Annotated in this window: 18 protein-coding genes; 8 read left to right on the forward strand and 10 right to left on the reverse strand. The window is 58.3% G+C overall.

Annotation, left to right across the window (positions count from 1 at the left end):
- Positions 1–70 precede the first annotated feature (70 nt).
- Positions 71–1,477, forward strand: coding sequence for an aminotransferase (locus BLR72_RS20485; RefSeq protein WP_091951545.1), 1,407 nt, complete (start codon positions 71–73; stop codon positions 1,475–1,477).
- A gap of 78 nt (positions 1,478–1,555) precedes the next feature.
- Here the strand turns inward: BLR72_RS20485 and BLR72_RS20490 are convergent, their stop codons facing one another.
- The 9 genes from BLR72_RS20490 to BLR72_RS20530 form a co-directional block, all read right to left on the reverse strand.
- Positions 1,556–2,746 (reverse strand): aromatic ring-hydroxylating oxygenase subunit alpha, encoded by a 1,191-nt coding sequence (locus BLR72_RS20490; RefSeq protein ID WP_091951684.1) that lies wholly within the window; start codon positions 2,744–2,746, stop codon positions 1,556–1,558.
- A gap of 260 nt (positions 2,747–3,006) precedes the next feature.
- Positions 3,007–3,804, reverse strand: coding sequence for a tetratricopeptide repeat protein (locus BLR72_RS20495; RefSeq protein ID WP_091951547.1), 798 nt, complete (start codon positions 3,802–3,804; stop codon positions 3,007–3,009).
- 315 nt (positions 3,805–4,119) lie between these two features.
- Complete coding sequence (locus BLR72_RS20500) at positions 4,120–5,961, reverse strand: adenylate/guanylate cyclase domain-containing protein (protein ID WP_175492422.1); 1,842 nt, start codon at positions 5,959–5,961, stop codon at positions 4,120–4,122.
- A 104-nt stretch (positions 5,962–6,065) separates the two neighbouring features.
- Entirely contained in the window at positions 6,066–7,067 is a 1,002-nt protein-coding gene (locus BLR72_RS20505) for a D-alanine--D-alanine ligase family protein (protein ID WP_091951550.1), read from the reverse strand.
- A gap of 98 nt (positions 7,068–7,165) precedes the next feature.
- A complete protein-coding gene (locus BLR72_RS20510) occupies positions 7,166–8,299 on the reverse strand; it encodes a helix-turn-helix domain-containing protein (RefSeq protein WP_091951552.1) in 1,134 nt (377 codons plus the stop codon).
- 146 nt (positions 8,300–8,445) lie between these two features.
- Positions 8,446–9,753 (reverse strand): MFS transporter, encoded by a 1,308-nt coding sequence (locus BLR72_RS20515; protein WP_091951686.1) that lies wholly within the window; start codon positions 9,751–9,753, stop codon positions 8,446–8,448.
- The gene (locus tag BLR72_RS20520) at positions 9,743–10,768 is read right to left on the reverse strand and encodes a helix-turn-helix transcriptional regulator (protein ID WP_091951554.1); all 1,026 of its coding nucleotides are present in this window, start codon (positions 10,766–10,768) and stop codon (positions 9,743–9,745) included. Before BLR72_RS20520 ends, BLR72_RS20515 begins: the two co-directional genes overlap by 11 nt.
- Before the next feature lie 170 nt (positions 10,769–10,938).
- Positions 10,939–11,352, reverse strand: coding sequence for a nuclear transport factor 2 family protein (locus BLR72_RS20525; protein ID WP_091951556.1), 414 nt, complete (start codon positions 11,350–11,352; stop codon positions 10,939–10,941).
- 41 nt (positions 11,353–11,393) lie between these two features.
- Entirely contained in the window at positions 11,394–11,660 is a 267-nt protein-coding gene (locus BLR72_RS20530) for a hypothetical protein (protein ID WP_175492423.1), read from the reverse strand.
- Positions 11,661–11,768: 108 nt separating this feature from the next.
- Here BLR72_RS20530 and BLR72_RS20535 point away from each other — a divergent pair, with 108 nt between their 5' ends.
- From BLR72_RS20535 to BLR72_RS20550, 4 genes are all read left to right on the forward strand, one after another.
- Positions 11,769–12,989, forward strand: a complete 1,221-nt coding sequence (locus BLR72_RS20535) for a helix-turn-helix domain-containing protein (RefSeq protein ID WP_091951558.1) — start codon at positions 11,769–11,771, stop codon at positions 12,987–12,989.
- Positions 12,990–12,998: 9 nt separating this feature from the next.
- Positions 12,999–13,631 (forward strand): Vgb family protein, encoded by a 633-nt coding sequence (locus BLR72_RS20540; RefSeq protein ID WP_091951560.1) that lies wholly within the window; start codon positions 12,999–13,001, stop codon positions 13,629–13,631.
- A gap of 180 nt (positions 13,632–13,811) precedes the next feature.
- Positions 13,812–14,900: a patatin-like phospholipase family protein gene (locus tag BLR72_RS20545; protein ID WP_091951562.1), complete on the forward strand. Its 1,089-nt coding sequence runs from the start codon at positions 13,812–13,814 to the stop codon at positions 14,898–14,900.
- Between the two features lie 6 nt (positions 14,901–14,906).
- Positions 14,907–16,361 carry a GntP family permease gene (locus tag BLR72_RS20550; RefSeq protein WP_091951563.1) on the forward strand — a complete coding sequence of 485 codons (1,455 nt, stop codon included), beginning with the start codon at positions 14,907–14,909 and terminating at the stop codon, positions 16,359–16,361.
- A 5-nt stretch (positions 16,362–16,366) separates the two neighbouring features.
- On the opposite strand, the gene BLR72_RS20555 is transcribed toward BLR72_RS20550, so the two are convergent.
- The gene (locus BLR72_RS20555; protein WP_091951565.1) at positions 16,367–16,801 is read right to left on the reverse strand and encodes an SRPBCC family protein; all 435 of its coding nucleotides are present in this window, start codon (positions 16,799–16,801) and stop codon (positions 16,367–16,369) included.
- A 126-nt stretch (positions 16,802–16,927) separates the two neighbouring features.
- Between BLR72_RS20555 and BLR72_RS20560 the strand changes: the two genes are divergently transcribed.
- From BLR72_RS20560 to BLR72_RS20575, 3 genes are all read left to right on the forward strand, one after another.
- Complete coding sequence (locus tag BLR72_RS20560) at positions 16,928–17,992, forward strand: adenylate/guanylate cyclase domain-containing protein (protein ID WP_348271832.1); 1,065 nt, start codon at positions 16,928–16,930, stop codon at positions 17,990–17,992.
- Positions 17,993–18,578: 586 nt separating this feature from the next.
- Positions 18,579–20,705: a TonB-dependent siderophore receptor gene (locus BLR72_RS20570; protein WP_175492424.1), complete on the forward strand. Its 2,127-nt coding sequence runs from the start codon at positions 18,579–18,581 to the stop codon at positions 20,703–20,705.
- A 164-nt stretch (positions 20,706–20,869) separates the two neighbouring features.
- Positions 20,870–21,604 carry an energy transducer TonB gene (locus BLR72_RS20575; RefSeq protein WP_139202561.1) on the forward strand — a complete coding sequence of 245 codons (735 nt, stop codon included), beginning with the start codon at positions 20,870–20,872 and terminating at the stop codon, positions 21,602–21,604.
- Positions 21,605–21,618 lie beyond the last annotated feature (14 nt).

Here is a 21,618-nt window from a genome sequence, read left to right on the forward strand (position 1 = left end):
TTCCGATAATTGGTATCGAGAATCTGTGGGGATACCGGAAAGCGAGGACGGCGTGGCTGCTGCGAAGCAAATGACGGACGCAATCAGGGAAACGGCCCAATCCAACGCTCAGGACGTGGTTGAGCTCGCAAAGCGTCACCTCGTCCAACCCTGGCCCACGGCCGGCGAAGTCGGTGCGGAAGCACGCCCGCTTATTCGTGGGGGCGAGGGCATCTACATCACTGACGGCGCGGGAAAACGGCTCATCGACGGTCCGGCAGGCATGTGGTGCGTCAATGCCGGCCACCGCCGCGAGGAACTGGCAAGCGTCATGTACGAGCAGGCAATGCTGCTCTCCTACAATACGCCGTGGTATACGATGAGCGAACCCTCGGCGGTCCTGGCGAAGCGTATCGCCGATTATGCTCCGGGCGATCTCAATCATGTATTCTTCACGACAGGCGGCTCGTCAGCTGTCGAAAGTGCACTGCGCTTCATGCAATTTCACAATAATGTGCGTGGCCGTCCGGAAAAGAAGCTCATTTTGTCGCGCGGCGGCGCTTATCACGGATCCACCTATCTCTCCGCTTCGCTGAACGGACGTCCGCGTGACCGCGACTGGATGGATGGAGCCGATGATCTCGTCGTCAAGCTCTCGTCGCCCAACCCTTTCCGCAGGCCAGAGGGTATGAGCCTTGCGATCTTCTCCAACATGCTTGTTGCCGAGTTCGAGGAAACGGTGAGCCGCATCGGCGCCGACAAGATCGGCGCCTTCATTGGCGAGCCGATACAGGCGTCCGGCGGCGTGATCGTGCCGCCCGATGACTATCTGCCGCGCATCCGCAAGATTTGCCGCGACAATGACATCCTGTTCATCGCCGACGAAGTCGTAACCGCCTTTGGCCGCCTCGGCCACGTGTTCTCGTCCGGTGAGGAATTCGGCCTTGACCCGGATATCATCACCTTCGCCAAGGGCGTCACCTCGGGCTATTTTCCTTTGGGGGGCATGGTCGTATCGGAGCGCCTGCTGGCGGAACTTCGCCGCTCCAATCACCCGACCGCGATGTATGCCCATGGGCTCACCTATACCAGCCACCCGGTCGGCTGCGTCGTGGCTCTCGCCAATCTCGATCTGCTCGAAGGCGGCATCCTGGCGCATGCTAGGGCCATCGCGCCCTATTTCCAGGAGCAGCTCCGCACATTGGAGGAATTGCCGCTCGTCGGCGAGGTGCGCGGCACCGGCCTCATGGCCTGCGTCGAATGCGTTGCTGACCGCGAAAGCAAGAACCCGCTTGAACTCGACACCAGTGTCGGCATGCGTATTGATGCACATTGCCATGAACTTGGGCTGCTGGTGCGGCCGCTCATCAACATGTGCGTGATGTCGCCGCCGCTTGTCATAACCCGCGACCAGATCGACGACATGGTGGCGATCCTGCGCGAAGGCATCTCGCGCACCATGGACGATTTGAGAAGCGAGGGCGTCTGGCAGGGCTGAGCTCGGTCATAAGACCTCAAATGAAAACGGCCCGGCAAGCTACTTGCCGGGCCGTTTTCATTTGCTGATCGCTTCGTTTCAATGGCGTGCGCAGAGACTTTCGTTGAGGGCCGAGACCTCGCGTTCATCCGGCGCCTTGTCGACGTTCAGGACCGGCAGAACCTTGCGCAGATGGTCGTGGTGCGAACGCACCGTATATTCGAGATCCGACAGGTAGAAGCCGGAGAAGGATTTGGACATCATCGACTCGTTCGACCATTTGGTCAGCTGGATATCCTCGGAGTTGGTCTCGCGGTCGATGCGCGAGGCAAGATAGCGCGCCGCGGCTTGCTCGCGGCTTTCATCCCTGTACCGGAAGACTGCGCCACGCAGCAGCGTCTCGCCCGTGGAGAGCGGAAACTCCTGGTAGTATTGCGCGCCTTCAGGGGTCACCGCGATGACTGCATTCGGGAAGAACCCGTAATAGATCCAGGCCTTGCGCAAATGCTCGGGGAGATGCGTCGCTTCCGGTGCAATCTTGATGTAGTTGCGTACGCTCCAGCGACGCCCCGCATGCGGGTTGTAACGGGCAAAGGAACGCGAGACGCCATCGATGAAGGGCTCGTCGTAATATGTCGAGCCGTAAAGATCCTGCAGGGCAGGGTGCGCCATGGCGACATGATAGCCTTCGTTGTCGACATCGCGCACCGATTTCCAGTTGACCGGGGACTTCTGCTTCCAAAAACCGGCGGGCACCATTTCGGCAATACGGTAATGTGCGAGTTCCTGCTCGAAAGGCTGCATCAACGTGGCGACCGACGGCTGATTGCCCTTGCGGAAGCGAACGAAGATAAATCCCATCCAGATTTCGAGGTCGAGCGGCAGCAGCCCGAATTCAGTCTTGTCGAGATCCGGGAAGGAGCGCGGCCGGGCAGCGCCGCGCAGCGTGCCGTCGAGGTTGTAGACCCAGCCATGGAAAGGGCAAACCAGCGCATTGTTGCAGGTCCCCTTGTTGTCCGTGACAACGCGCGAGCCCCGATGGCGGCAGATGTTGTGAAAGCCGCGCACTTCACCGTCCTTGCCCCGCACAATAAGCGCCCGCTCGCCGACGACGTCGAGCGTTACATAATCTCCGACATTCGGCACATCGGAAATGTGACCGGCGATCTGCCAATGGCTGCGGAAAATATGTTCTTTCTCCAGTTCCAGGAGGGCCGGGCTGTTATAGCACCAGGCCGGCAGTCCCCGCCGGTCCCAACCTTTCGGAATCGTCAAGTCGCGCGCATGCATAAGTTCACCCGTATTTATTGAACGTTCATTCAATATAATCATGAACAATGTTTATTTGCAAGCTATTAGCCACGTCCCATGTGAATGTTCGCTGCGAATGTTCTGATGCCCAGCAAATATTCAAAAGTCCATTACGAGTAATAAAATCAACGCCGCACGCCGAGTTGGCGTGCGGTTCATCTCTATCCAGGGTGGGCGCTCGGTTCTGCGCCGACAGACCCCTTGGGAGCCTTAAAAACTCCTCAACATGCAGCGAAAGCTCAGCTTTCCCTAAGCTCGGCTAAACGCAGCCCATCGATCCAATGCGTTTTTTGATCCGGGTCGCCGTAGATGTAGGATTCCGACAGTTCCACCGTCCAATCAGGATCATTCTTGCTGAACTCTGCCATTATGGTCTTCGCGTCATCAATGTTCCCACGCCGGGCTTCACTCGCAGCCAAAATCAGGAGAACGTCATTGGGCTTTTTGGCGGGGTCGATGCTGTTGATTTCATTGATCGCTTCAGTGTAGTTCCCAAGCTGATAGTGCGCGCGGGCAGCAAGCCATTTCAACCACCACGGAAACTCGGGATAAGAAGCTTCTGCCCCGAGGATCAGGTCCAGAGCCGCGCCTGGATTGCCGTAATAGATCAAGGCCTCGGCCTTGTCGGCATCAAGCTCGGCGGTGTTTTTAATCTTCCAGACGGGATCCGTAATACGCGAGCGAGCCGCATCATATTCGTCGAAGCTTCGCTTGAAATCGCCTTCGTTCCACGACACCATTGCGCGGTACCAGAGCCCCCTGAAATCAAGGTGCCAGTCACTGTCGGGATCGTTGCTCAATGCGACTGCTTTATCGGCCAGGTTCGCTGCTTCCGTAATCGAGTCATTCGTTCGGAGCTTGGGCGGCCAGTTATTCTGATAGGCACGCAGGTGCACATAGGAGCACTCCGCGTAAGCGGGCAAATAGCCATCGTCTTCCTTGATCGCGAGGCCGTAAAGCCTTGCCGCTTCTATGTTTCCTGCAGGCGTTAGTTCCTGCTGACGTGCGTCGTGGCAATATTGTTTAGCGGTTGGCATGATATTCCCCCTTTTGATCGTTACATTGAAAGCTCATGCGCTCGTTTGAACGCCTGCTCGTTTACTCAATTCAATGCTTAACTCATAAGACAGGGTATCAATGGCAGGTGACACCCTGGCGGAATTGTCCGAACCGGGGTGCACTGCCAGTCTGAGATCAGCTCAAGTACAGATTTGAAAGAGCTCTCTCAGCTTCGTTCGCCAAGAAAAGACATTCCACTGAAGTGGGCAATAATCACAAGTTACGGTGCAATTTTGCCGCTCTGTTTCGAGGAATGTCAACTTTTGTCCGAGGTATCTATTTGCTTGTCGGGGCTAATTCTCCTTCAATCCCGCTTTACGCAATCCGTCCAGCCAGTGCTGACGATCGCTGTCGTTTCGGTAGTAGTATTCGGCCGATTTTTCGATCGACCAATCCGGGTCGATCTTGCTGAATTCGGCCATGATCGCCTTGGCGCCGGCAATGTCGCCGAGTTGGGCTTTGCTTGCAGCGGTGATTAGGCGAACATCGTTTGGCGGCGAGGCAATCTTGTTGATGGCGTCAATGGCCTGCTGGTATTGGCCCGCCATGTATCTGGCTTTGCCCTCGTTCCAAAAGTACCAGAACGGGACCCTTACGTTGCGCTTCTTGGCTTCTTCGATCTGCTCAATGGCCCTCAGCGGTTCTCCACCATAGATAAGCGCCTCCGCCATATCGGCGGCGAGATCCGGATCGTTCGGATTTATCTGTCGCGCGGCCTCATATTCGCTGAAACTCTTGTCGAAGTTGCCCTTGTTCCAGGCGACGATGGCAAGATACCAATGGCTGTTGGCATTATCACTGAGTGCGAGGGCCTTCTCCGCCAAAGCTTCCGCCTTGTCGAGATTCGCCTTGCCGCCATCGTCGAGGCCGCTCTGATAGGCCCGCACATAGACATAGGATAGTTCCGCATAGGGCGCCGAATAGTTCGGGTCCAGTTCGATCGCCTTCTCAAAGAGTTGACGTGCTTCCTCATTGCCTTCCGCCGTGACTTTGGTCGGGTCGGCCCAAATTTGCTTGCCTTTGAGGTAGTAGTCGTAGGCGTCCATGTTTGCCGGAGGCTTCAGGCGGGTACGGCGCTCCTCGGCGTCGGTCACTTTGACCGCAAGCGTCGTCACTATATTTTTCGTAATGCCTTCCTGCACCGCAAAAGTGTCTCCGAGCGGCTGATCGTAGCGATCGGCCCACACGTGATAACCGGTTTCGGCATCGATAAGCTGGGCATTGATGCGGAGCCGCTCGGCCGTCTTCTGAACGGTGCCCTCAAGGACGTAACGCACACCCAGAGCCTTGCCTATATCCTGAATCTTGGCAGGCTTGTTCTTGAAGGTCGACGACGAGTTGTATGCTGCAACGAGAAGGCCGGAGAACTTGGAAAGATCGCTGGTAATGTCATTGGTGACGCCATCGCTATAATATTCCTGCGAGGGGTCGCCGCTTATATTATCCAGCGGCAACACCGCGATCGAAGGCTGCGAGGAAGCCACGATTTGCGCCCCGGTAGTCTGGTTATCGGACATGCCCGGTACGTACTTCAACCAGATCGGCAGGGCGATGACGGCAAGCAAGGCTGTCGTTGCCGCCGCCAGTCCCCACATGGGCAGGCGTTTGCGGGAGCGCTTTGAATGGATGCTCTTGACAGAATAGGCATGGACCGGCAGCGGGATATTTTTCAGTCTCTTTGTGCCGAGATCTTGAAACCCGACATCCGGAAGGTGCTTCACCTGTTCATAGAGGCTCCCCGAAACGCAAATTCCGCCCGGCTCGGACAAGCCTTCGAGGCGGGCAGCAACGTTTACGGCTTCCCCGAGAAGATTGTCCTGTTCGACAACAGCATCGCCAAGGTTGAGGCCGACGCGAAACAGCATGCGCCAATCTTCGGAGAGTTTTTCATCCAGGTGCGCTATCTGGCTCTGGATTTCGATGGCGCACCGCATTGCTTCAACAGGGCTTGGAAATTCCGCGACGACGCTATCGCCGGCGCCGCCAAATACGCGGCCGTTATGGGCCCGAACCCGCTCGTCGATGATTGTCGCACATTCCTTGAAGAGCTTGAGGGCCGCATCTTCATCCTTGCCGACGAGACGACTGTACCCGACGGCGTCAGCGGCCAGTATCGTGACAAGCCTGCGCTGCATCTTTGCTTCCCCCAGCACTCCCATCATACCATGAGTAGGGTAGGCACAGGAAGGATGGCCAAAGGCATTAGAACGGCGCTGGAAAGCGCTGAAAATCGCCGGTTTTATAGGGGATTGCGCTGCCCGGATTGGAATGCATGTCTGGTTGAAGCGGAGAGTATGATCTGCTCGATCAACCCCTGATATGACATGCCTTTCATCCGGGCGAGCAGGGGCAAATCCGAATCTCTCGGATGCATGCCTGGAAGCGGATTTGCCTCAAGGAAATGGGCTGTGCCGGCATGGTCGCAGCGTATGTCTATGCGACCTGCATCGCGGCATCCCAGATGTTTCCATGCCGCGAGCGCGAGCCGCGTCGCCTCTGCGCCTGCCGCGTCGTCCACGAGCCTGACAGTGACCCTGTCGTCAAAGTTCTTCTTGTTCTGATATGAGTAGATTTCAGGCTCGGGCCCATCTCTCACCATTATTTCCATAATCCCAAGCACACGAGCATGATTGCCGGTTCCGAGGATTCCAACCGTGAATTCGCGGCCTGGCAAATAAACTTCAACCAATACCGGCTGCTTGTGTCGCGCAAGCAGCCTTTCGCACCCCTTTCGAAGCTCTTCCGGATCATGGACCTTTGATGCCGCCGAGATCCCCTTGCTGGTACCTTCCGCGATGGGTTTTATGAACAGAGGATATGGCAATGCAATACGTTCAACATCGCCCGGCGTTTCCACAACGGCGAAATCCGGCGTGGGAATGCCACAGTCGCGAACGACATGTTTCGCAGTGGCTTTGTGCAGCGTTATCGTCAGGGTGAGGGGATCGGAAAAGGCGTAAGGCACGCCATAGGAGTCCAACAAGGTGGGAGCCAGGGCCTCGCGTCCAAAGCCGTGCATTCCTTCAGCCGAATTGTAGACCAGATCCCATCGATCACCATTTTGGAGCCGCTGTGCGAGCGTCAACGCAGAGCCGATGCGTTCCGTATTGTGACCAAGCGAGAGCAGGGCTGCTTCAATAGCCTCGATGGTCTCGATGCTGTCGAACTCGACAATGTCTTCCTCGTCATATCCGGCGTTCGCGTCGTCATCACGAAGATCGAATGCAATGCCGATTCTCATCGCGTGCCCCCATCACCCGGACCCAATTCGGTCGTGCCAAATCTACCCCCGGCAGATGAATGCAGCAATGCTGGTCATCTGCTACCAGGGTTGTTTATTCAGCCGTGAAGTCGGCGCAGGAGAAGGCCCAGCCTGTCTTCGGGAGCGCTTGCCATGAGATCGGCTGCCGGATGGATCGAGGGACGTTCCTTGCCGCTAAGGCGTGCCTCGCTCGGTGTGTACCCGAACTCACGCTTGAAGGCGCGGCTGAATTCAGCTCCGTCACTGAAGCAGCGTTGCTCGGCTATCTCGATGATGCGTCGGCCATCGTTCGGATCGGCGAGCGCGGCATGTGCATCAAGAAGCCGCCGATGCTGGACATAGTGCATCACGCCGCCAAAGGGTTCGAACATCCGGTAAAGGCCGGTGCGCGAGATGGCGAGTTCGCGCCTCAGGGCTTCAGCGTTGAACGTCGGATCAAACAGTCGCGACTGAATGACGCCCCGTGCGCGTTCGAGCAACACGCGCACGACAGGGCCCTGCGCCTCTTGAGCATTGTCGCTGGATGGCAGGACGCACGCGCAGATCATGGCTCGCGTGGCGGCGACAAGTTCGGGCAGGTTTGCTGCGTCGATGATGGGCAACCGCTTGGCGAGACCAACGAAATAATCCGACAGGAGCCGCCCCATCGCTGTATCCATGGCCGAAAACTCTGCCCCCCTCAAGGCATGGGCAACCTCGCTGCAAAAATCGCGCGGGATGAACAGGGTCAATATTTCGCCGGCAGCCATATGGCACTCGAACGGGTCGCCAAGTGCGTGAACCTGGATGACGCCGGCGCCGCCGCCAAAGACGCCGGATGTGCAGGCGGTGTTGATCCTGCCGTCGAGGGGCAGCGTCATGGCCCAGTGGTCGATCGGCGTTTTGGGCGTGTCGGCACTCACAAGACGCAAGGGATCAGTATTGATACGAGCAAATACAAGAGATCCGAGATCCCATATCAACTGCCGGCCATTGAAGCCGGATGCGCGGTCATCGGGCTCTTCGATCGCGAATATAGATGAGAAACTCCTGCGCCAGGCCTCGAACCTGAGTTCTACCGGAAGATCGCGCGTGTCGAATTCGAAGGTCGGGATGCCGCTGCGGTCGGGTAGGCCGAAGTCGGTGAGTGGCGATTGCGACAGGCCGGCAATCACATTGGCGGATATGGTTTCCGCCAGCGTATGGGAATTTAGGGCATTTTCATATCCCATTGCGTCATTCCCCTTTCCAACGTAGTTCCCTGGGCAATTCTTCCCCTCGTTGGGACTGGAATTGTCAGCATCGGAGCGGGTCGGGTAAAGACGGGGTGGAAAATTCGATACAGCGCCGTGCCAAATTGCAATGTCTGCCACCGCGACTAATGGAACGACTTTCCAGCAGTTTCAGGGATGCGAAGCACCACCAGCAGGCTGACGAGTGACGCGGATACGACGTAGAGCGCGGGGGCGTACGGACTCCCCGTCACGTTGATCAGCCAGTCGGCAATAAAGGGCGCAAAGCCTCCAAACAGGGCGGCCGCGAAGGCGTAGGATGTCGCCGCCAGCCTCGCGCGATTTTGCGTTGGAAAGAGTTCGGCCATGAGTGCCGGGGCGGGGCCCGAATAAAGAGCAATGGCCAGTCCGAAGACAATCTGTACGGGGACAATGACCGCGAAGCTTTTCGTCGCAAGGATCAGCCAGAGCGCCGGAAGGGTCATCAATGCAATTGTCGAACACGACATGACGAGGAACGGCCGCCTTCCGTGCCGGTCCGACAATAGCCCGACAATTGGAACGAGGATGACGATCGTCAGCAGGCATATGGTGTTTGACCACGCGGCCAAAGCCGGAGCGATACCGGCCTGCACCCGCGCATACGTCGGAAGATAGACGAGGAACATATAGAAACAGACCGTCCAGTGAATGGTAAGGCCGAATGCAAGCAGACCGCGCACAAGGTCCGATCTTGGGATTGGAGCACTGCTGTTTTCCGGACGTGTGCGTTGCAGTTGCCGGTAAGCGGGCGTCTCGTCGACGCTGGCCCGCATCCACCGGCCGATCAGCCCGAGCAATCCCCCTATCAGAAATGGTATACGCCACCCCCAGGCCGCCATGTCTTCAGGTCGCAGGAACGAAATAAGGATGGCGGCAATTCCACTCGCAAGAAGGCTGCCGAGCGCCACTGTCATTGAAAGAAAGCTGCTGAAAAAGCCCCGTCTTCCGGGCGGTGACCACTCCGAAAGAAAGGAAATCGCAACACCAAGTTCTCCGCCGGCCGAAAAGCCCTGCAGAAGACGCGCCAGCAGCAACAGAAGCGGAGCCGTCATACCGATCATCGCGTAGGTCGGCAGGAACGCGATCATCAATGTGCCGGCCGTCATGGTGACGATGGTCAAAAGAAATGCGGGTTTTCGACCGTAGCTATCGCCGACCCAACCGATCACGATCGCCCCCAAAGGCCGCAATACGAAACCGACGCCAAAGACTGCGAACGTCTCCAGCAAAGCGGTATCACCGTTGTCGGCGCGGAAGAAAGCCCGTGCGATATAAGTCGCGAGGATGCCGTATGTCACAAAATCGAACCACTCGAGCGTATTGCCGAAGAAGGTAGCAATCAGCGCGCTCAATCGAGCGCGTTCGATTGGCGCAATGGGTTCTGCGACGGTTTCGTCCGCCTCAGTTGCCATGCCGGGCATCGATCCCGATTGCGGATACATGGGAACCGGCAATCGGCCTTTCACCCTCATCCTTGACGGCCGACGGCGCATGGCCGAAGTGCTCGCTGAAGGCGCGCGAAAAGCTCGCATAGCCGCCATACCCGACACGGCGTGCGATCTCGCTGATCGACAGATTGCTGTTGCGCAGAAAATTCTGCGCCTCCTCCATGCGCAGGTTGAGGGAGAAGGCGTGCGGCGTTACTCCGAAATTTTCCAGAAAACCGCTCACGAGCGCATTGCGATTCACGCCCACACGGATAGCGAGTTGCTCCAGTGTCGGTGGCCGGTGCAACTCGCGTCTGTAAATCGCTGCCGCGGCTTCGATAGCGTGAAACACGCTTGGTGCCTGCGCGATGCGTGACCTTGAGGGAAGCATGCTGTTGAGTTGGTAGACGATGTCGCAGATGATTTCCGTGGTCTTGTTGATGAAATAGATACTTCGCAACGGCTCCTGATATTTGCACGAGAGGATTTGCTCTGCGGATATGCGAACCGAACTCACCGCCGGAATTTTCATGGCCTGGACCATGCCCACATCCGACGCAAAGATGGGCCGGTAGGCAACCGGGATCCGATCAAGGTTGACGCCGAAATGCTCGAGCAGATGGGACCGCTCCACGACAATCAGGATGCCTCGCAGCCTTTCGCCGGCACGCGCTTCGCTCACCGATCGCGGAAAGTTGGTGATCTGCACCGATGCCGAATTGACAGTGTCGACATAGTCGCTGGCCAGACGATTGTAGGTACCGGTAAGAATAATCTGGATGCACACCAGATTTTTTCGCGATGTATCTATCGCGTAGGGCTGCACGACGTGGAAATCCATAACATGCAACACCGTCGAATCGTCTATTCGCCGGTATTGATGATGCCGCGTTGCAAAGATGTCTTCTGTCGGACCCCACGCTTCGCTGCTGCGGATGATGGGCCTGTTGCGCAATTCGGCCTGAATGGCTTTAAAATCCAGTTGTAGCGACTTCCGCATGCGTCCCCTGAGGAAAAGTCTCTGGTCGTTTTCTTATGATCACCTAAACTCAACTAGAAATATCATCTGGTTGTTATTGATACGGCGACACGCAAAGCGATAAATCAAGGATTTTCTGCATGCTCGCCTGAATATGTCGGCCTTTGCAGCTTCTCGCGCCAGTGCAACGTCTACGTGGGGGCTTCGTCGTCGATTGGATTTTGCCTGAACAGTTCACCAACCAGCCAACTATCGAGATAAGCGCGCACTTCAACGATCTTGGCGTCAGCAAACCGGCACAGCCAGCAATAGCGGTTGTCAAACCGCAGGCCGCTATGGGCCGTCGCCATCGACCGGAGTTCGACCACCGCCCATGCGCCGTCAATCAGGACATTCTGAACAGTCAGTTGTACGCCGTCGGGCAGCACCTTCGCCAGTTTTTGAAATGTGCCGGCGATGAAATCCTTCTTGCTGTGATAGTGACCCGCAAGCGGGTGGGTGCCCTCTACGATCCAATCGACATCATCGGCAACAAGCGCGAAGAAATTTGCGCCGTCGCCGTGCTCTAGATGCGCGAAGAGCGCAATGACATCCTGCTTGTCCATGGCGATGTCCCCGTGTTGTCGCCACTATATACGGACAATGCTTAAACGCGAAGATGTGAGCCTCCCCGCCTCGCAGCAAGGCGCAGCCACGTCGGCAGATGGAAGGCGCTCATAAGCAGATACATAATAGCCATATCATTGAGCGGGGACATGCTTTGAACGGAGCCGCACATGCTTTCCGCCGTGCCACTTGCCGTCAGCACTGCCATCAAAACAAAGGCAGGCGTCGCTGCGTAGCTCAGTCCGTCCGCAATACGCAGCAGCAGATTAAGCTTCGGCGAGCGTGCAGTGACCTTGGATGCAGTCATTCTCCTTCTCCTGCTTTTATCGTAGCATCGCCACTGCGAGCGGTTGTGTGATGGGCAGACTAGGATGGCGGTGGAAATGCCGAGAGTTACAAGTTTGACGGGATCTGCATGGACTCGATGATTACCGCCGCCGCACGGCTGCTCGCGACCGGAGATCTCCTCGGCGCATTGAAGCGGGTCGCGCTTCGTGACGACGCACCGGCACTGGCGCTACGCGGCATCGCAATGGCGCAGCTCGGTGAACTTGCTCGCGCCAGAGCGCTGTTAAAGTCTGCCGCGCGCGCATTCGGACCGCGCGAAGCCGTCGCCAGGGCGCGTTGCATCGTCGCCGAGGCGGAGATTGCACTCGTCTCTCGTGACCTTGCCGGACCCATCAAGACATTGGCCAGCGCCCGGGCGGTGCTCGAGGCGCATGGAGACCGATTGAATGCCGCGCATGCTCGCCACGTGGAGGCTCGGCGGCTGGTTTTGATCGGTCATGTCGATCAAGCGGAGCAATTGCTCGGCGATCGCGATGCCACGAGGCTTCCCCCGCCCTTGCGCGCCGCCTACGAGTTGGTGATTGCCGGGATTGCCATCCGGCGCTTGCAGACCAAAGCTGCGCGCGTCGCGTTGCAGCGTGCGGCCGATGCGGCAATGCAGGCCCGTATCCCGGCACTTGTCGCAGAAGTTGAAAGCGTCTCGCGCGTGATTGAGATGCCCGCCGCGCGCCTCATCGCGCGCAGCCATGAGCGGCTTGTACGGCTCGAAGATGTCGAGGCGCTTTACGCGTCGGACACTCTCGTCGTCGATGCTTGCCGCTACGAGATACGCGATTCAAGCGCCTGCGTTTCGCTGGCCAGCCGCCCGGTGTTGTTCGCACTCGCCCGCGCCCTCTGCGCGAACTGGCCAGGCGATGCATCGCGACGTGATCTTATTGCCAGCGCCTTTCGCGGCAAGGAGGCCGATGAATCGCATCGGGCTCGCCTGCGCGTCGAGATCGGCCGGCTCCGCAGTGAGCTTCACGCAATTGCGGATATAAAAGCGACCGGCGAAGGCTTTGCACTGCATCCGCTGCGTGCTCAAGCCGCGGTCATCCTCGCCCCGCCTGTCGAAGAGCAATATGGCTCGCTGCTCGCCTTGCTTGCCGATGGCGAAGCATGGTCGAGTTCCGCCCTCGCCATCGCTCTTGGAACTGGCCCTCGCACCGTTCAGAGGTCGCTCGAAGCCTTGGCGTCTGCTGGCAAAGTACAGGCCTTCGGTCGCGGACCGGCGCGCAGATGGATGATCCCGTCCATGCCGGGATTTCCGTCAACTTTGTTACTCCCCGGTCCATTGATGAACGGCTAGGATATAGCGATGAAACACTCCCAAGCTGAAATTCTCCGCGAGTATGGACCGTTTCCCGGCGTGGAACGCGTCCATGGCGTCACCTATGACGGTCAACACGTGTGGTTTGCATCTGGAGAGAGGATCAATGCTCTCGACCCCGCTGCCGGAAAGGTCGTGCGGTCGATCGATGTCCCCGCGGATGCTGGAACAGCCTTCGACGGCAAGTATATCTATCAAATCGCCGAAGATCGCATCCAGAAGATAGATCCCGAGACGGGTGAAGTCGTCGCGACGATCCCGGCGCCAGGCAATGGCGGCGATTCCGGCTTGGCCTGGGCCGAGGATACGCTGTGGGTCGGGCAGCATCGCGGCCGGAAAATCTACCAGATCGATCCCGAAAGCGGTGCAATTCTGCGGACGATCGAGTCCAACCGCTTCGTAACGGGCGTTACCTGGGTGGATGGTGAGCTTTGGCACGGCACCTGGGAAGGCGACCATAGCGATGTCCGGCGCATCGATCCGAAGACGGGAGAAGTCGTGCAACGCATCGACATGCCGGAGGGCTCGGGCGTGTCAGGCCTCGAGTCCGATGGGAAAGATCGATTTTTCTGCGGCGATGGCAGTGAAAGCAAGGTCAGAGCCATCCGAAAGCCGAAGTAAGCAAGTTATTCGCCGACCCGTCTCGTACACCTGCGTGCGAATTTCTGGCTCCCACTTGCCAAGCTTGCTGCACTGCAGCATAGTTCAACCCAAATAGCCGGATTTGCTCGCTTGAGTTGCAACGGCATGCTGCCCTTGTAGCGTTTTGGCTTCGCAAGTTTTCCGGCGGGGTAGGGGTCCATGAGCGCGGCAAGTGACGACAGGTCTGAAGCTTCCAACGCTAAAGCGCGAAATCCTCTGCCAATAGACCTTGCCCTGCAAGGCGGCGGGGCCCACGGCGCCTTCACATGGGGCGTCATCGAGCGACTGCTCGATGAGCCATGGCTGAAGATCGAAAGCGTGACAGGAACGTCGGCCGGAGCAATGAACGCCGCTGCGCTCGTGTCAGGCTACGCCTTGAATGGTGCTGAAGGCGCAAAGACCGCGCTGGAAGTGTTTTGGCGCCGCGTCAGCGATGCGGCAAAATACAGTCCGATCCAGCGGACGCCGTTAGACAAGATGGTCGGCAACTGGTCTCTCGACAATTCGCCCGGCTATCTGTTCTACGATATCTTCAGCCGGCTCTTCTCGCCCTATCAAACCAATCCGGCCAACCTCAATCCGCTTCGCGAGGTTCTTGAGGAATGTATTGATTTCGATCGGCTGAAACAGTCTGAAATCAAGATCTTCGTGAATGCGACCAATGTGCGGACCGGACTGCCCCGCGTGTTCCGCAATGCCGAAATGCACGTCGATGTCCTTTTGGCCTCGGCCTGTCTGCCCCTCATTCATCAGGCCGTCGAGATCGATGGCGATCCCTATTGGGATGGCGGCTTTTCCGGCAATCCATTGCTGACGCCGATCATTCGCGAGAGTAAGGCGCGCGACACGTTGCTCATCCAGATCAATCCTATCGAGCGGCCAGGCGTGCCAAAGACGGCCCCGGACATTCTCAACCGGCTCAACGAAATCTCCTTCAATTCCAGTCTCAAGAAAGAGCTTCGCGGCCTTGCAATGTTTCAGCGCCTCATCGCAGAGGAGCGCGGGCTCGAACACGCCGAGTGGGTCGAACAATGGGCCGACATGCGTATCCATCGCATTACGAGCCCGAAGATGGTCGAACTCGGCGTGTCCTCAAAGCTCAATGCGGAGTGGGAATTCCTGACGATGCTGCGGCTCGAAGGTCACGCCTGCGCCGAAATATTCCTCAAGGATCATGGCACTGACCTCGGCGTTCGATCTTCCTTCGACATCGACAGCCTTCTTGATACCATCCTCGAACAGGTGTGACGTCCGATGGGCATTCTTGGCATCCTGATCGCGCTCGGTCTGCTCATCTGGCTTGCTTATCGCGGCTGGAGCATCTTGCTCCTTGCTCCGCTTTGCGCGCTTCTGGCCGCCTTGCTTGCCGGCGAACCGCTGCTTGCAAACTGGACGCAGACGTTCATGAGCAACGCCGCCCAGTTCGTTGCACAGTTCTTTCCCATCTTTTTGCTCGGCGCCCTTTTCGGCAAGCTTATGGAATCAAGCGGCTCGGTCGAAGCGATCGCCGCCTATATGACCGAGAAACTGGGCACGCAGCGCGCAATCCTTGCGATTGTTCTCGCGGGAGCCTTCATCACCTATGGGGGCGTCAGCCTGTTTGTCGCCTTCTTCGTGCTGGCGCCCATGGGACACGCCTTGTTCAAGGCCGCCAATATACCGCATCGGCTGATGCCGGCCGCCATCGCGCTCGGAACCTCCACCTTCACGATGTCGGCCATGCCGGGAACCCCCGCAATCCAGAACGCAATTCCCATGCCCTTTTTTGGCACCAACCCCTTTGCCGCACCGGGACTGGGGCTGATTGCTTCGGCCATAATGCTGGCATTCGGCATGTGGTGGCTCAGCCGGGCCGAAGCCAAAGCCAGGCTGAAAGGGGAGGGCTACAATTACGCCGGCTCCATCAACCCCAACGATGCTGCCGAGGATGAACTTGTTCGCGAGCGCGCAACCACGGCCCGGGAGTTCGATCCCGGCGAGATCAAGCGTGGCGGCCATGCGAGAAACCCGCCATCGTTCCGGCTGGCTGCCCTGCCGCTGGTGGTCGTGGTCCTGACCAATTTGATCATGTCCTTCGTGGTCCTCCCGAGGATGGACGTGTCATTCCTGCAGGACGCCCGATGGGGAAACACATCGCTTGCCGCAGTTGGCGGCGTATGGTCCGTGATCGTGGCGCTGGCAACGGCCATCCTTGTCCTGATCGCGACCAGCCACAGGCGCTTGCCGAGCTTGCGCGCGACGATGGATGCTGGCGCCAATGCTTCGGTGCTGCCGATCCTCAGCGTTGCCAGCCTCGTGGGGTTCGGCGCCGTCGTAGCCGGGCTGCCGGCATTCGAAGTCGTCAAGAGCTGGGTGCTCGGCATCGAAGGCGGTCCGCTGGTGTCACTGGCGCTCGCGACCAATATCCTCGCCGCTCTGACCGGGTCCGCGTCGGGCGGATTGACGATAGCGCTCGATGCGCTCGGACCCGCCTATATGACGATCGCCAAGGAGATCGGCCTGGATCCGGGTCTGATGCATCGCGTCGCGGTCATTGGCGCGGGCACGCTCGACAGTCTGCCGCATAATGGTGCCGTCGTGACGTTGCTCGCCGTATGCGGTTCGTCGCACAAGGAGAGCTATATCGATATCGTCATGGCGGCAATTGTCGGCGCGCTCATCGCCCTGGTTGTCGTTATCGGACTTGGAACGGTTTTTGGGTCGTTCTAGGCCGGTTATTCGACAGGCATGTCCGGCCCCGGGTCGCCCCCGGCCGCTGCGATGGCAAGCCGGTCCAGATAATGGTTCCAGCCCTTTTGGTGGCTCGCTCTTTCCTTTTCGTCCGGCAGGCCGCCATGGGTGAAACGCACCAAAGTGCCGCCTTCCTTTTCGATAAGGTCGATCTCGATGAGACCGGACTCAGGCGGCACCGTCTCGCTTCCCTCCCAGCCAAAGCTGTAGGCAAGGCGATGCACGGGGATAACTTCCGTAAAATGGCCACGGGCCGTATGCGCATCATCCATACTGACGAGATAGATGCCGCCTGGCTGCGGGTCCACCGTCGCCTTGGTGCCCATCCAGCGGAGGATCTTGTCCGGATCGGTAAAGAAGGCGAAAACTGTTGCCTGCGGCGCTGCTATCTCGATTTCCCGTTGAAGTGTCTCGGTCATCGTCGGCTTCCCTCAATGGTACTTTTCATTCAACCTTGAGTGGTAATTTAAGCCATCCGCGGCCCGAGACAAGGATCAAATCCCATGACAGGGGCGCAATGCCGTTCCATAGTGACAGGCATGGGAATGCCATCTTCACTTTCCTTCCTGATCGACAACGCAATTCAGTTCCAGGATGGCGCTGCCTTGCTGAAGGAACTCGCCGCACAGATTGCCGCCGACAACATATCGCTGGCCGGCGGTACGCTTACCCTATCGGCGCCGCATCCGATCATCAAACAACGCACCTTCCTGTGGCGCGCCGACACGGGAGAGGTCATCGAGGCGCTCGGCCTGGCTGGCCCAGCCGACCCTGATCCCGCCGAACTCGCGCGCAACTGGCTGACGGGTATCGGCACGCATGTGCAGGTGGATTTAACTGGCGGCTCCACTGACGGTGCGATACTGGGCTGGGCCGCCAAGCAGCCGTTCAGCCCGACCGAGTCGGCGTTGCTCCGGGAAGTGGCGCGCTTTGCCGCTACGCCTCTGGCACTACTGGCAACGCGTTCGACCCTTGCCGTGTTGCTGACAGCCTATCTTGGCAAGCGCAGCGCTGCACGGGTCCTGGCCGGCCGCTCGCGACGGGAACGCGGCGAAACGATCCGGGCGGTGCTGCTTTATGCCGATCTGCGCGGCTTCACCGAGCTGTCAGAGGCTTTCGAACCCAAGGATGTGATTGCCGCCCTCGATGCCTGGTTCGATCGCATTGCCGGAGCCGTCCACGCGTTTGACGGCGAGGTTCTGAAGTTTATCGGCGACGGTGTCCTTGCTGTCTTTCCCATCGGAACGCGAAACGCCGCTGCTTCCTGCGACGCGGCGCTGAATGCCGTCGTCGCCGCACGTGCGGGCATGGACCACCTGAACCGATCCCGTGGCGCCAAAGGATTGCAGCCCTTGTCCTTCGGCACCGCGCTGCATCTGGGCGAGATGCTTTGGGGCAATATCGGGACCGCCGACCGGCTCGACTTCACCGCGATCGGCTCCGCCGTAAATCTTGTGAGCCGCCTGGAGGGCTTGTGCCGTCCGCTCGGCCATAAGGTGTTGCTGTCAGGGGCGTTCGCAGCGGAAACGACAAGGCCGCTTGTGCTGCTTGGGGAGCACAAATTGCGCGGCATTGCCATGCCGTGCCCGGTGTTTGCCCTGCCGGACTAAATTGGCTTGCGCCATTCTGCCGGAAGCTTGATTGATCGCAAGTCTGATCGGTTGAAATACAACCTTTGCGCGCATTTAAAGCGCAGGTCTTTGCTGCCTTGGACAACTGGCTTGAATTTCAGGGCCGGGAAGCGCGGCATGAATCGGATAGTAGCTTGCGCAACGGCCGGCCGGGGAATTTTGGTTGGTTTTATGCCATGCCGACAGGCTTTTTCGGAATATTGTTTCTTGATTCGAAAGCGGAAATAACCTGTATTGAGGGTAGCGGGAGGTTGCGGTACTAATGCATCAGCTCGCTTAGCCGTCTTTTTCTGTGGAGTATTTTTTATTCGTCATCCGCCGCAAGAGCACCGTATTATTCTAAAGTATGCGTCTATTGTGGGAGATTCATGCTTGACAGAATAGAACCGCATATATTTTATTCGCATCTCTGACGGACTATTTTTTAATCAGATTTCATCGCGCTGTTTGGCGCATCCAGTTTTAGATATGGGCCTCGGCCGCGTTTTTTTATTCATTGCTGTTTTAACCGTTCAGCTTTTTTTAAGGAATGCGATCCGTTCGGCCAAGATCACCAGAGGGGATTATGGCTGGGCTGAGCTTCAATTTTGGTCGCGCTGCGCGGAGCAGCAATCGGCAATTTCTAGCACTTTCAGTGTCAGTACTGGTTCTCGCCGGTTGTGGTCTGACGATCACCGCGTGGGCCGAAGAACATTCGGCCAAACAGGTGGAAAAGGACAAGAAATCGCCGCACGACGCTGAGGGCGGCGCGGAAGTTCTGCCGACGATTACAGTGACAGATACGTCGGGCGCGGCCTCGGGCGAAACGGACACGGGATTCGTCGCGGCGGAATCCGGCTCCGCCACTGGTACAGATACGCCGCTGAGCAATATTCCGCAATCGGTGCAGGTCGTCACCAAGGACGTGATGAAAAGCCAGCAGTCGCAGAGCGTTATGGATGTATTGCATAATGTCAGCGGCACGTCCCGGTTGGGTCTGAACTCGGTAGTGGTGCGTGGCTTTGAGGCGCCTGTCATGATTGACGGACAAGTGCGCTCGGGGAGTGCACAAAGCCTGCCCCCAGCGGCGGGCTATGCACGCGCCGAGGTACTTAAGGGAGCAGACTCGATATTGGCCGGCCGAATGGCGCCTGGCGGGTCGATCAACCTCGTTCGCAAGCGCCCGCAAAGTGAAGCAGTCCGGGAAGTTACCGTAGAGACCGGATCGTTCGGTCACCTTCAAAATAGCTGGGATCTGACCGGACCGCTCACTCCCGAAAAAGAACTGACGTATCGCCTGATCGCCATAGGCCAATACGACGCCAACAACGCCTTTGGGTACGACGGCGCCAAAGACGGCTACCTGGCGCCTTCCATGCGCTGGACGCATGCCGGAACCGATATAGTCATCGGCGGCGAGTTTCAGTCTCAACGTGTGCCAGGGACGCCGGCCACTTTCATCGGCGTCAACGGGCCAATTCCTCTTTCTTCTCTGATGGGAAATCCGGCCGACGGCACCGAGGAAGACACCAAGACTGCTTACTTCGACGTCGAGCATGAATTCGACAACGAAATGACTTTCCACGCAAAGGGACAGTACCAAAGACTAATTCTCTCCGGCAGACTCAATACGCTGCGTCCCATGGCGGTGATGGGCGTACTGACACATCCGGCAGCCCCTCTCGCACTCGACGCAACGCAAGATACTTGGAACCTCGAAGCAACACTTGCGGGCAAGGCGGATACCGGAATGCTTCAGCATGAGATTCTGGCGGGATGGCGATACATGAACAACTCCGCTGTAACGTCGGTAGGCATGGGCGAGCTGATCTTTCTCCAGGCACCCGATGAGAGGCTGCCGCCTGTTGAACGTCTCGACATGTTGCAGATACCTGACGAAGGGGGCCGCGATAGCGGCCTGTTCATCCAGGACCAGATAGATTGGAACAGGCTGCACCTGCTTGCCAACCTCACCTACAATACCGCCAAGAGCGACAGTGCCGACGCCATCAGTGTCTGGACGCCCAATGTCGGCGTCGCCTATCAGGTCACGGACAGTATTTCGGTCTATGCCAACTGGCAGAACAGTTTTCAAAGCAATGTCGGAAGTATCCTTGCCAGTGGAGAAGCCGCTCCTCCCACAAAAGGCACTTCAATTGAAAGCGGCGTTAAGCTGAATCTCCTTGACGATCGAATGATGGTGAGTGCCGCTGTTTTCCGCGCGAGCAACAACAATTCGATTCAATCCAATCCCCTTATCCCGGGCACTGTTGTGCTCGGCGGCGGGAATGTGAGCCGCGGCATCGAGTTCGACGCAAGCGGCGAACTGGCTCCCGGCTGGAGCGTGATCGGAAACTATACTCTTTCGGACAACGAACAGGACGATGACAATTACGCCGGCTTGCCACGCCATCAGGGCAGCCTGTGGACGACATACGATCTGCAGGACGATCGGTGGCACGGTTTTGGCGGCGGGATCGGCGTGACCGCACGCAGCGGGTACGATTACCACTTCGAGCAGGTACAGTATCCGGTACCAGCGCAGGCGCAGCTTGACGCCAGTATTTACTGGAAAAAGGACAACGCTTCCGTCGTGCTGGGGGTCAAGAATGTTCTCGATGACCGCCTCTATTCGAGAGTCAACAACTTGGGTCCGATCGTTTTCGTCGAGCCGGGACGCACTGTGCTCCTGACTGGCACATTCAGGTTCTGATCGGAATGAACGTGCGAGCCCGCCAAATGCCTGGTAGCATTGCTTCGAGCAAAGCAATGCTACCAGGGCATGCATCACGATCCGCGCCGACCCGGTGGTATCCATGGCCCTTGGCCGCGGTGACCTTGGCGCTGTTGGCTCACTTGGGGGCAGGCGTTGTCATTGTGTCATCGCCGGCGGATCCGGGCATACAATTGGTCTCGGGCGGACAACCTGCCAGCGGAGATACGATCGAAGCAGCGCTTGTAGCGCCGCCCGAACCCGAACCTGTTCCCCAACCTCCAGCGCCGGCGTCTGAACCCGAACCCATCGTACATCCAAGCGAGCCCGAGCCACCGGCGCAGGAACCGGAACCCGTCGTCGAACCGCTAGCACCCGAGCCGCCAGTGCCAACACCCGAGCCGGAACCTGTTCCACAGCCACCGGAGCCGGTACCCGCCCCGGTTGAGGAGCCTGTTCGAGACGTGTTGACGAGCACCGCACCGGAAAGTGAGCCAGCAGTCGTTGCGCCCGCGCCGATCCCCCAGCCAAAGAAGGTGGGCAAGGTTGAAAAACCGAAAGTAACCAAGCAGAAACCACCGAAGGTTCAGCCGCAACCGACCGCGGCCGCTCCAAGCTTGACCCAATCCGGCGCCGACGCTTCGAGATCAGCGGGCCGTATCAAATGTTCGATCCCGCAACCGCCTTTCCCGCCCAAGGCCCGCCGGCTTGGCCATGAAGGTACCGTGGTACTGCGGATTACCATGAGCGGTTCCGGGCACATCGAACAGGCCGTCGTCATCAAAAGCAGCGGATTCGACGAACTTGATGCAGCGGCCATCGCCGGCGTCAAGCGCGGCAGCTGCGAGGGCGGGCATGCCGGCAGCCGGATACAACCCATCGATTTCAACAAACCGTGAATTGGATTGGAAAA

This window comes from Phyllobacterium sp. YR620, assembly GCF_900104165.1.
In the GTDB taxonomy this organism is placed as follows: domain Bacteria; phylum Pseudomonadota; class Alphaproteobacteria; order Rhizobiales; family Rhizobiaceae; genus Phyllobacterium; species Phyllobacterium pellucidum.